The 11,366-nt window shown below is 41.1% G+C and carries 12 protein-coding genes; 1 reads left to right on the forward strand and 11 read right to left on the reverse strand.

Annotated elements, in window-relative coordinates:
* Nucleotides 1-10 precede the first annotated feature (10 nt).
* The 3 genes from UB51_RS09870 to UB51_RS27090 form a co-directional block, all read right to left on the reverse strand.
* Complete coding sequence (locus UB51_RS09870) at nucleotides 11-772, reverse strand: C40 family peptidase (RefSeq protein WP_044877155.1); 762 nt, start codon at nucleotides 770-772, stop codon at nucleotides 11-13.
* A gap of 602 nt (nucleotides 773-1,374) precedes the next feature.
* Nucleotides 1,375-1,689 carry an IS66 family transposase gene (locus UB51_RS09875; protein WP_052675846.1) on the reverse strand — a complete coding sequence of 105 codons (315 nt, stop codon included), beginning with the start codon at nucleotides 1,687-1,689 and terminating at the stop codon, nucleotides 1,375-1,377.
* Nucleotides 1,690-1,888: 199 nt separating this feature from the next.
* Entirely contained in the window at nucleotides 1,889-2,107 is a 219-nt protein-coding gene (locus tag UB51_RS27090) for an IS66 family transposase (protein WP_160297249.1), read from the reverse strand.
* Nucleotides 2,108-2,370: 263 nt separating this feature from the next.
* Here UB51_RS27090 and UB51_RS09880 point away from each other — a divergent pair, with 263 nt between their 5' ends.
* The gene (locus UB51_RS09880; protein ID WP_044877156.1) at nucleotides 2,371-2,733 is read left to right on the forward strand and encodes a hypothetical protein; all 363 of its coding nucleotides are present in this window, start codon (nucleotides 2,371-2,373) and stop codon (nucleotides 2,731-2,733) included.
* A gap of 984 nt (nucleotides 2,734-3,717) precedes the next feature.
* On the opposite strand, the gene UB51_RS09885 is transcribed toward UB51_RS09880, so the two are convergent.
* From UB51_RS09885 to UB51_RS09920, 8 genes are all read right to left on the reverse strand, one after another.
* Nucleotides 3,718-4,269, reverse strand: coding sequence for a GerMN domain-containing protein (locus UB51_RS09885; RefSeq protein ID WP_052675847.1), 552 nt, complete (start codon nucleotides 4,267-4,269; stop codon nucleotides 3,718-3,720).
* A gap of 24 nt (nucleotides 4,270-4,293) precedes the next feature.
* Nucleotides 4,294-5,766, reverse strand: coding sequence for an N-acetylmuramoyl-L-alanine amidase family protein (locus UB51_RS09890; RefSeq protein WP_044877157.1), 1,473 nt, complete (start codon nucleotides 5,764-5,766; stop codon nucleotides 4,294-4,296).
* A 537-nt stretch (nucleotides 5,767-6,303) separates the two neighbouring features.
* On the reverse strand, nucleotides 6,304-7,284 hold the full coding sequence (locus UB51_RS09900; protein ID WP_044877159.1) for a hypothetical protein: 981 nt from the start codon (nucleotides 7,282-7,284) through the stop codon (nucleotides 6,304-6,306).
* A 92-nt stretch (nucleotides 7,285-7,376) separates the two neighbouring features.
* A complete protein-coding gene (locus UB51_RS09905; RefSeq protein WP_144406993.1) occupies nucleotides 7,377-8,369 on the reverse strand; it encodes a hypothetical protein in 993 nt (330 codons plus the stop codon).
* Nucleotides 8,359-9,270 carry a helix-turn-helix transcriptional regulator gene (locus UB51_RS09910; RefSeq protein WP_234405649.1) on the reverse strand — a complete coding sequence of 304 codons (912 nt, stop codon included), beginning with the start codon at nucleotides 9,268-9,270 and terminating at the stop codon, nucleotides 8,359-8,361. The genes UB51_RS09905 and UB51_RS09910 overlap by 11 nt, the downstream gene beginning before the upstream one ends.
* A gap of 129 nt (nucleotides 9,271-9,399) precedes the next feature.
* Nucleotides 9,400-9,594 (reverse strand): hypothetical protein, encoded by a 195-nt coding sequence (locus UB51_RS09915; RefSeq protein WP_044877162.1) that lies wholly within the window; start codon nucleotides 9,592-9,594, stop codon nucleotides 9,400-9,402.
* A 301-nt stretch (nucleotides 9,595-9,895) separates the two neighbouring features.
* Nucleotides 9,896-10,024: a hypothetical protein gene (locus UB51_RS29285; protein ID WP_267884742.1), complete on the reverse strand. Its 129-nt coding sequence runs from the start codon at nucleotides 10,022-10,024 to the stop codon at nucleotides 9,896-9,898.
* Nucleotides 10,025-10,319: 295 nt separating this feature from the next.
* A complete protein-coding gene (locus UB51_RS09920; protein WP_044877163.1) occupies nucleotides 10,320-11,363 on the reverse strand; it encodes an NAD(P)/FAD-dependent oxidoreductase in 1,044 nt (347 codons plus the stop codon).
* Nucleotides 11,364-11,366 lie beyond the last annotated feature (3 nt).

The following is an 11,366-nucleotide window of genomic DNA, read 5'->3' on the forward strand; positions in this document are numbered from 1 at the left end:
GAAAGTCGTATTAATTATTTTTGATTGAACCATCCTCCTGGATAATTCGTCTGACTCCCATAACGTTCGTATAAATATAGCCGTAAGATGTCCCCCAATTTTCATTTAATTTATCTATTGTCACATTGTGAGAAGGCTTATTATCTCTCCGCATTTCTTCAGGAGTTTGTGCATTGCCATGCTCATGAATAAACTTGCCGTCCCCAATATATATCCCTACATGAGTTGGTGTTTTGGTATTCTTTTTCCAGTTGAATAAAATCAAATCAACTAACTTCAAGTTATTATAATTCCCACTAGCCCTTAAACTGTGATGATCAACTTTTGTGCCGCGATAAATTTGATCTCTCGTCGTACCGCCGATATGTTTGTTTAATATTATTAAATAAACAGAAGATGTAAAATCAGAACAATCCATGTAAGGTGGTGGACTATTAGGATCAATTATCATTGTTTTAATTTTAGTATCCATACAATACGGAATTTTCCCCAAAAATTGTTTAGAAAAATCCACAATCGCCTTTCTCTTCTCCTCAGCAGAGCTGTTGGATGGCGTTGATTTAGGCTGCTCTTCTACTGGTTTTTTCGGTGTAGCCGGAGCCTTGCCCTCTTCCTTCGCCTCTGAATTCTCTTTTGCTGGTGTGCTGACTGTTGACTTCGGTGCTTTATTAACCTTTGGCCATGGCAGAATACCATTCGCTACCTGATTGTCCGCCACCGTCAGCTTATGGGCTGCATCCAAATATTGTGCAGACAGTTCCTCCAGGTTCATCCTTCCAAATTAAATTACTTTCAGCGTTAGTTTATTGTTAAATACTTCCTAACACTATATCGGAAAGCAAGATATATATACTGATAGCGGTATGTAAAAATGAGCAAAAAAAAAGTAGATTCAATAAAACTCCAAATAATTCTAGCTTATTTTTCAACTATCCGATCATTTAACACTTAATTAAAGCCTGTTTTTTCATCAACTGTTTTTAAACAGAAAGTGAAGATGCCCTTGGACAGGGAGGAAGGTATTCCTAAAAAATCTGACAGCTGGAGTGATTGGATTTCTAACCCTGACAACCCTGTTGTCACTGGCGAGGAGTAAGAGACGAGAAACTCTATCGGACAGGTTTTCTGAGTACATCGCCATTTGAGCCGAGTGCTCTGGATGATGTATTCAGAAGGACTTCGAGTCAACATGGAATCAACACTCGTTTACTGAATATATTTTCATGAATCTCCGAATCTAGCACATCCTCGCATGCTTTCAAATACGATGTTAGACGTATTTTATACTTTATAATGATATAGCTACATTAATGGTTACTACTTAGGTACTCATAGAAGCTGCATTGGCCTCAGCAGAAGTGAGTGAAGAGAGAATCAGTAGATTTTGTTTGCGGAACAGATGACACTGTGGATACGAGCAAATTGCTCTGCGTTAGTATTCATTCGATAGGAGCCTGATACTTTTATTTTAATTTTTACCATGCCAATATCATACTCGGCTTGATTGTTATCAAGGGGAAGGTTGGTATCTTGAATAAAACGTAGAATGGCTTCTTTATGAAGCTGAAATCGCCGTCGTGCTTGTAGATCTGTTCTCTTTCTTCCCGCGGAACGCACGCTTTCGGTATGTTCTACAGAAGCCCATTCTTGCTGACCTTCAATCAGAATGTCATCATAGCGCGCTTCCATTGCTTATGGGCCTTTACATAATGCATTACAAAGTTGTAGATCTGTTTAAAGTACGTGGCGTAGCAATCCTGCACCAGCGTATTTGTGAAGCTAGGTAAGAAGTTCAGTTCCTTGATCGCTTTGCTTTCCACGGGTTTCATGAACACCGAGTCATGTCCAATCTGAATTAGACATGACGTGTAGCCAGTGACCTTCCCATCTACTGGCAGGTCTGTTTCATCGGCATATATAACAGGGCTTTTAGTAACTGATTGCGAATGACATCTTCAAACGGTTCTAGTACTTCGAACATTCGCTTCATTGAAGTGAGTAAAGTAACTTCACTAGGTCGATAACCGGTAAGATCATGAAAGATTTGTGAGATTCGCTCAAGCGGAATCATTGATACATATTTAAAAGTAGGTGGCCCATGAGTCAAAACCTGCTCCATATTGAGTAGGTGCTTTTACTCCGGCTAGGAATGAAGCCTGTTGCAGGGTTTGACAATTCGGGCAGCACTTCTTATGAATGCGATGCTCGGTCACGACTATGCGTTGCTTCGGTAGATCGAACACTTAACGCTTATTTTTAAATCCATAATTTTTCTCCATTTACTTTTATATTATCTTCTACTATAATCTGTTTTACAGATACTCCCTGACACAAGTTCCTAATCTTCTTTGTAAGAAAGGAGGTGTAAGGATGAAAAAAACGGTATCTTCTCTCTGTATAATGCTTGCTATTGTTTTAGGGTTTACAACAACAGCGTTTGCTGCGTTCAACTTTTCTAGCCCGAATTTTACGCTCTCTAGTGGCACAATCAAGTTCGGTTCAGGCGTTATCGTCAACACGGGTAAGTATCGCGATGATTTAACAATTAAACTTTATCACGGAAATAAGCTGATCAGTACTAAACAAATAACACTGAATCCTCAAGAATGGATCTATCCAGGCACAGGGTCAACACCAGAGATTATACTAGCAACTGGCCAACCAGCTGGTGTTTACACATATGTTCTATCAGGTACAGGAAGTTGGCATGTTATGGCGAGCGTAACTAATTAATGCTGCTAATGACATTGACTAAATCAGCCCCTTGCAATTGCACGGGGCTGATTTATATTTTATAACCGTTATGTTTACAAGTGGAATGATGACATTCTTTTGTTGAAAAACAAGTTCCAAAATAGCCCAATCAGCACAATATAGCCACCAATCGATACCATGAAATATGAAGCCGTTCGTTCCTTATTTACTCCGCTAATCTCTATTCCTCCATATAGCGATAATGCAAAGATCGATAACAGCGTTATCACAATGCGAGAAAGGAAAGGGTAACGGGCTAAAAAGAAGGTTTTTGGCTATTGGATAGTTTAACTTGTGTTTTTGCTCATCTTAATGATGAGTATGAAATGAAACTCAATGTTATTGATAAATATAATTAGCGGCTATTAGAGCTATAAATGTAATTAGTTAATCATACGGGTTCTTCCAAGCCAAAATTTTTTCTTATTTCCGCCTTGTTCAATTTCCCCACGGATGTTCTAGGAAGGGTTTCAACGATTTCCAAACGAGTAGGAATCTTATATTTCGCGATCTTGTGTAGACAGAATTGATTAAGACTGTCTAAACGCTTAAAGAAGTGTTAGGCCGCGAGTACAGGCGCGGCGAACTCACCCTTGTGCTTAGCATACCCGGATTAACCTCGCTCCCTATGTTGGGTATTCAGAATGTTGACCAAGTACACAATAAATGGAACAGTTACATGAAAGAATATTATGAAGATATTCATAACTATCCAGACATCGACCTAATCTCATTGACGATAAGATTTAAGGATACAATTGTAAAGCGGATCAAATCGCCTTTTGGTTATTCATTTCCCACAATCCGTAATGGTTTCAGGCTAAACTCAAACAGCGCGCACCGATTGAGTACCGGCACGCGCTGGCTACATAGCCTTTTTCATCTGTTTATTTGACAGGGTATGACCAGATTGTCGGAAATGAACGCTTGTAGTAGATTCTCATTACAAAATTATTCTATTATCTAATCTCGAAGAATCGGATGTTCTAGCTCAGCATGTCCCATTAAACTCTCAACAACTTCACCATCTACGAGCAGTTCTATGCTCTTCACTTCATCAAATTGAAACAACGTGTTCTTCAATGCTTCTAATGCGAATTGTTCCCCACCTGCTCCCAATCTTGCTTCATCCGGCATATGAATATCCAACGTTATCATTCCTTCACTGAATGATATGGTTTTCAATTCCATCTTACTCCACAAGGAAATGAGTTCAGGATTACTATCTTTTTGCAAAGCTTTAAATGCTTCCTGATACTTCTCAGTGTTATTCGCGAATTGAATATCTTGCTCGGTTTTTTCAAGTTCCATTGCTTGTGGATCTGTAAAATACACCTGAATTTTTTGACTTTGCTCCTTATCCTCTTCTTTGCCTACCGTCGCTGAAACATCTTGATTATTCGAACTCAGAACCGTTGGGGTACCCGCATCACTCAGTGGATTCTGTCCACACCCTACCCCAATAAGCATCAAGAGGGATACTATAAGTGTACATCCTACCTTCTTATTCAACATATCACATCCTCCAAGAAATTCCCTTTACTTAACACCCATATATTCTTTAATTCCATCTACTATAGCTTGAGCCGCTTTATTCTGTACGTCATCTGATAACATAAGTTTTTCTTCCGCGCTATTACTCAAGAATCCAACTTCCAAAAGTACAGCTGGCATTTTAGTCTCTCTAATCACTTGTAGACTACCATTTTTAACACCACGGTCACTGAAACCTATAGCTTTAACTAAATACTTATGAATAACATTTGCTAGATCTTTGCTACTACTTCGTTGGTAATAATAAGTTTCTGTACCATTTGATTGGGGAGATTCAAGAACACTGTTACCATGTATAGATACAAACACATCAGCATTTAACTGATTAGCCAACTGCACCCGTTCAGAACGGGTAGGGTATACGTCACTATCACGGGTCATCACTACCTCTATATTGGGCTCCTTAAGTAGAAGTGTTTGTACTTTCAGAGATAACGACAAGTTAAAGTCCTTCTCATGTTTATTCGTGATACTTAATGTCCCTGGATCGCTTCCACCATGACCTGGATCGATAACGACAACCTTAAGTCCTGAATTGGCAACCGTTGGAACAGAAATAGCACTGTCTTCTGTATCGTTTAAATTAATAACAACCAAATTAGAATCCAAATCGTGATTTAATTGAAACGCATTTGCATTATTTAGAGCAATGACAATTCGGACCTGGTAAGGATCACGAGTAAACAATGAATATCTCACTTCTGACACATTGGAATACCCACTAACATCCAATTTACCTTTCAATCCCGTATCCAAGGGTTGCGATGATCCAAAGGAATCAGCAAAATTCGTATTCGGTAGGTCCAACACAATACGATCGGGATTCTTTAATGTAGAAATGGTAGGTGTAACTTCTCCATCCAAAGATACGACGAGCTGGTTATTTGCAAAATTCATTCCATTAACATGCTTTAATGATTTCGCACTCTCGTCTGCACCGACAACTGGATTTCCACCAGGTTTAGATGTATCTTCTGTAGTAGGTGATTCTGTACCTACTTGTCCATCTTGAATAGACTCCTTGTTACTGCTCGTTAGGTAAACAGTCTTATCCACGTTATCCCAGCTCACAATAAGTCCCATTTGTTCACTAATGAAACGAATCGGAACTACCACAGTTTCGTTCTGAACTTGAGGCGCAACATTCAATAAGACTTGTTTCCCAGCAACAATCGCTTCTTGTTGGTTAACAGTTAGAGATATAATCTTCGAATCTTGTTGGATCTTGACGCCTTGTGACTTTTGATCCCACTCTACCTTAAACTTCAGATTCTCAACAACGACACGAATCGGAATCATAACATTCTTATTAACGATTGTAACTTGGACATTAGCTGGCATACTTATTTCCTTACCATCTAGAATGATCTTCGACTGAACCGCTGAAGCTTTCCCTTCGCTCGGAAATACGATAAGCAAGAACAGACTTAACAGAAATAAAAGAATAGATCTCTTCATTATTCACCTCAGTTGTATATAGTCTTCTAAAAGTTCATTTTTTTAACCAGATTTACTTGATAATGACATTATTCTTCATTTATCCATCGATATCCTGCTATATTTATGTTTTTTGTTAGGAATATAATGGTTTTTGTAACAATATCTTTACAGCAGTCATTTGTTGTCACCTATAATATGATGATATATAGTTATCAACTCTCTAGAGATGATTTTGGGTCTAAAAAAAGCTAATTAAGTGTGCTGATATCCATGATGTTTCAGCTTATATCAAAAGGAATTATCAGAAGCTGCTAAAAAACTTGGAATAACGAATATAGAGCTTCTGACGAGAATTATCGAAGAGGAATACTAACGAATGGAGGAAAAAAATCAGGACTCTACTGAGTTCCAAGATTGGCTCATTTTTATCTTGATGCACTTAGATTTAAAAACAATAGTAGAGTCTGAAGAATATTACGTGGAAGGGTGTTCTTTAGTAGCATATAGCGGATTCGGAAACAGTATGGATCCAGCTATATCCGCAATAGCATCCCCTTAACGTAGCCCAATATCGTGAAAGCGGTTAGCGATCGGTTCTTGTAGCAACGTTTGGATGGACTGAATCGCAGAAGTCTCAGCTATTTTTGCGTCTTGGAATAATTCAATTAGTTTGTTTATCTGCAATTGAGCATGGGGAAGCGTACTCATCTCAAATACATCTAATCGCTTTAAAATCTCATCGAAGATCGTAGCCAGTAGCGTATAATGTACTGCTACTATATCCAAGGCCGGCCAATAAGTCCGGGCTTCCTCTGTATACCTTGCCGCATCCTTTTTTACTGCGGCATAAACATTAAATGTTGTATGCGCCCCCGCGGCGTCGTAGTCACCGGCGCGCAACGCCTCCACGATTGCGTCATATGCCTTCAACCCGCAGGCATATTCGGACTCCGGAAGCATCAGATCATGAGTCTCCCATTTGAAGACCGCCTGAATAAAAGATTCCTTAATCACCTGCAGCACATCTATTTCTAATTGATCCTCGTAAACTTGGTAGTACCAATAAGGCGAATCGTTTCGTCCCAATTCACAGAAGGGTAACTCCTGATAAGCTACTGCATGACCATCCGTATAGTAAAAAACTTCCTCGTTGTCATTGTATCCATTAACAATAACGAATTGATCTTTCCATAGGACAGCGCCCGTGCTACGATCAATAGAACTTTTAATATCCAAGACGGCATGTCGCTGATAGAGGGGAAACGTTGGTGCAAAATTAAACCCAGCACACTGTGAAGCCGTAATCCCAACAAGATCAGCAGCAACAAGATGCTCAGCCATCCAATTGTAAGCTGTGGTTGAATCTCTATGTAGCTTTCGATGTACGGAAAAACGAAAGCATGCGGCTGTCATCCCGGATAACATATACTTCGGTAAAGAAAACCAGCCTTTCTCCGACAAAATGCCATACATGGCATCCGTAAATGAATAGGATTCCATGTTTAATCGGAGTGGATGTACAATGACCTGCTTCATTCCTTCTTTCCTTTCTTTTACCAGTCGCTTAGCATTTAATCATGCAACTGCCAGTCATATTTAGTTCATAATTCTCATGCCACCAGTCCCTGTTATCTGGCAGAATGAGCTCCCCATCTTGGCAGAATGGATCGTTTTCGATCAGGATAACGCTCTGATATGATTCTACTCAGTCCCATCGCCCTTTCTTCCAACACCAGCGCCTTTTCAAACGTAGTGCATAAAGACAGAAGCCGATGTTCAGCAAGCTGTCTTTTACCGTGAATTGATGGCAGTGAAACAGCAAGCTCCTCTTCCACAATGCTCACAAGCTCCGTATACATACTGTAAACTTCATCTAATCCAGGTAAAATGTTCTTAACTTCCTGCATATACTCTTTAATTTCAGACCGTGATGAAAGGTACGAATCTACAATATATACAGCTCCCGAGCGGTCAAAGTCTCCTTGCTCAAAAGCTCGTATAAGAAAGCTATACGCATGCCTCCCTGAAGCAATACATCGATCGGGTAATGTTTTATACATTGTTTCCCAGTCATATAATGCAAGTCTGAGTGATTCCAGTACAGCATCCTGCATGCCGATGTTCACCTTGTCTCCAAATATCTGACAGTACCAAAAAGGTGTCATATTTATTCCGAAATTATCATATAACACTATTCGACTTTCTTCGGACCAGCCGTCCTGCACATAAAAGACACGGTCGTCATCGTCATAACCATGAATGACCCCAAATTCAGGAATCCAGTATACTCCGCCCACACCAAGTTCTAAACTTTGCCTCATCCATTGAACCGCATCCTTTTGATAGATTTCAAACGAGCTATGTCTTGTTCTCCCAGCATCAAAGACTGTATATATTCCTAAATTATCGATTGCTGGCTTATGCTCAATGCCCCACTGCCCATATGCTGTGACCGACATAGGAAGGAGCTTCTGATGTACTGAAAATTTGAATGCCATACCACTAAGTCCTGAAAGCATATATTTAGGTCCATCAAACCGATTAGCCGCTGTCAAAATGGCATACATAGCATCTGTAAAAGATTTGGATTCCCGCCTCATATGTATGTCCTTAAGTATCATTAGAGTCCCCCTGTTCATTTAGCAACTCCAGCATCCCTCTGCATCTGCTGCGTATTTTCTCTCTAAGCCACTTGGGGGCTATAATCTGGCGCCACTCGGAGGTGAGCAGATGCCCAAGAAACCCATCTGAGTCATAGAACTCTACCTCATATATGTCTTCAGTTGAAGAACAAACCTTGTAACCATACCATATAGAGTCTTGTGGTGGCACGGCCAGTCGAATTTGTGCCTTGAAAGGCTTGATCTGTTGCGTTCTCCCTTGTTGTCTCCGTTCATCTTCAATGTCTGCTTCAAACTGCCGCTCTGTCAGATTCAAGCGAAGAATATCAGACAGCCGAAAGGTTTGAAGACGTCCCTGTCCTTCGATGTGGGCAATGACATGATCGTCATCGTAATGACGAGTCAGCTTAGCAGGACAAATATGCATCTCTTGCTGTACCCCCGCTTGCTCTTGATAGATAATACGTACGATGAGGTGGGCTCTGATGGCATGATCCAGCAGTTCAATATACTGTATTCGGCGGGTATCTACTTCAAATACGGGCAGATAAGCTTCAATATTCAGCTCTTGGTTATCCGTAAAACGATCCAGCAGACTGCCTATCCTCCGGATCGTATCTGCATTTTCATAATTGTAATGGCTATAACGATATGCTAAATATTTCAGCACCCGGTTTTCTTCTTCCGTTATGTATAAGAGGGGTAATATGAAGCTGTCATCTTCATAGCAGTATCCACGTTGTTTTGCTATATATTGCACTGGAGCACGAAGGGATGCCGCCAGATATTCAATGTCCCGCTGCGCTTGCCGCTTCGATATTTCGAAATGCTCTGCCAAATGATTGCTGTTCGGATAACTTCCCGCCCTGATTTGTTGATCAAACCATTGAATGCGATGCATATGGCTCAAGAAAACATTCTCCCCTTCATGTTGGTATCTTCGATTACACAATATATTACTATAATGAAACAAGGGTGCCTAGTTGCACCTAAATGCATAATGCATGAGGACAATTGGCACCCTTGAGTACTATTTCACTTCATCGATGGCATCTACTTTAGCTTGTGGTGCCTTGTCGCAGCGTTTACATACCTTAACAGCTGTCCCATCGGTTTTTGTTCTTGGATAGAGCAGCTTAATTCGCGTGCTCTGGCAGATCGGGCATGTGCCGCGGCCTCGTGATGGTAAGCTCCAGAGCACATGCCCTCGTTTTGTCTTCGCCATGAATATGTTCCTCATTTCAGCAATTTAAATGTTACTTCTGAATTATAGAACAATTGGTACGACATAAAATGTCGTATTAAATTATTGCTATATTACTTCAGATTTATATCAGTTCAAATCGCTGATCCACATGAATCATGTCATTAAGGAACTCCGTCGTTTCTCTGAGGTTTTTACGGGCTACTCGATACTTTTGTTCCCTAAATAGTCGGATAATTTAACCATTGCCATCTGCAGCCCCGTTATGCCAAAGAAAAATAAAATCATGCCGACTACATTACCTGTAATACTTTTGGTAGCATTAAAAGGAGTGTTGGAGTAGAAGAAGCGCACTAATCATTAGCAACACAAACAGTAGTCCGAATGCCTGATAACCATAACGATGAACCAGTGATGTAATTCGTTCATCTTCAATCCGTCTTCTCATCATCTTCCTCCCAGAATAAGTCGTTTAACGTTTTATCCAACACCTTACAGATCGCAACACACCTCTTGTAGAGGCGGGCTGCACTTTTTTCTTGGCTTTACTAGTTTGGGTAGCGTAACCTGTTACTCGTAACGAAGGGCTTCGATTGGACCCAAAATCCCCGAACAGACTCTAGCGAGTTCAGCGATTTTCTATCGAGAATACACGTATTCAAATTCTTATGAATGCTTAATATGAGCGCCAACAAAGACCCACTTTGAATTGCATTTTATAGGAGGCAGGGGACAAATCCCTTCCCTTATGCATCTTCCTCCCGAACACCAAGTGCAATATTTTTCTCCTTGAACCGAGTATTATGAGAGGACACGTAAGCGACTTCGTCCGCGCTCGGCTCCATATAAAGCTTGGCGCTGTTTACGGCAAAGGCCGCATCGGTAAACGCTCCAGCAATCAAGTAAAGCTTCGTTTCGTAGTCTACAAAGTCTCCAGCGGCGAAAATCCCGGGTATATTCGTAGCCAACTTGTTGTTGACTTTGACGTTCCGTTCGCCCATGTCCAACCCCCATTCACGGATTGCTCCGAAATCCACCTTCAATCCGTGGTTGACAATAACTGTATCCACGCTGAACTGCTCTGTTTCCCCAGTCTCCACATGGCTAATCGTCACCTGCTCAATCGTCTTGCCATCTTTGCTGTGCAATTGGGTGACTGCATAAGGCGTTCTAAGGTTGACAGAGGATTGTTTCATGCGTACAACGTTTTTCTCGTGTCCACCAAATTGATCGCGACGATGTACAATTGTAACGCTGGCAGCCAGAGGCTCCAGCTCATTCGCCCAATCCACCGCCGAGTCACCGCCGCCAGATATCAGGACATGCTTACCGCGAAACGGCTCAAGTTCCTGCACCGTATAATGTAAATTGGTCACCTCATAACGATCTGCTCCTTCAATGTCCAGCTTCGCCATCTTCAGAATACCGTAGCCGATGGTGAGAATGACAGTTTTTGTCCAATGCTGTTCCCCCGATTCTGCCGTAAGCAGAAAGGTTCCATCCTCTAACCGCTCAAAGTTCACAATCTGCTGTCCAAATATAATCGTCGGATCAAAAGTACGCGCTTGTTGCGCCAACTGAGTAATTAATTGCTCACACAGGATCGGCGTCACGCCGCCGACATCCCATATCATTTTCTCTGGGTAGATTAGCATTCTTCCCCCAAGCTCCTCCTTAGCTTCAATTAACTTGGTCTTCAAATCACGCATGCCGCTGTAGAATGCAGCATACATCCCCGCTGGCCCGCCGCCAACTATCGTTATATCATATAACTCCAATGATTTCGTCATGAT

This window comes from Paenibacillus sp. IHBB 10380, from assembly GCF_000949425.1.
GTDB lineage: Bacteria > Bacillota > Bacilli > Paenibacillales > Paenibacillaceae > Paenibacillus_AQ.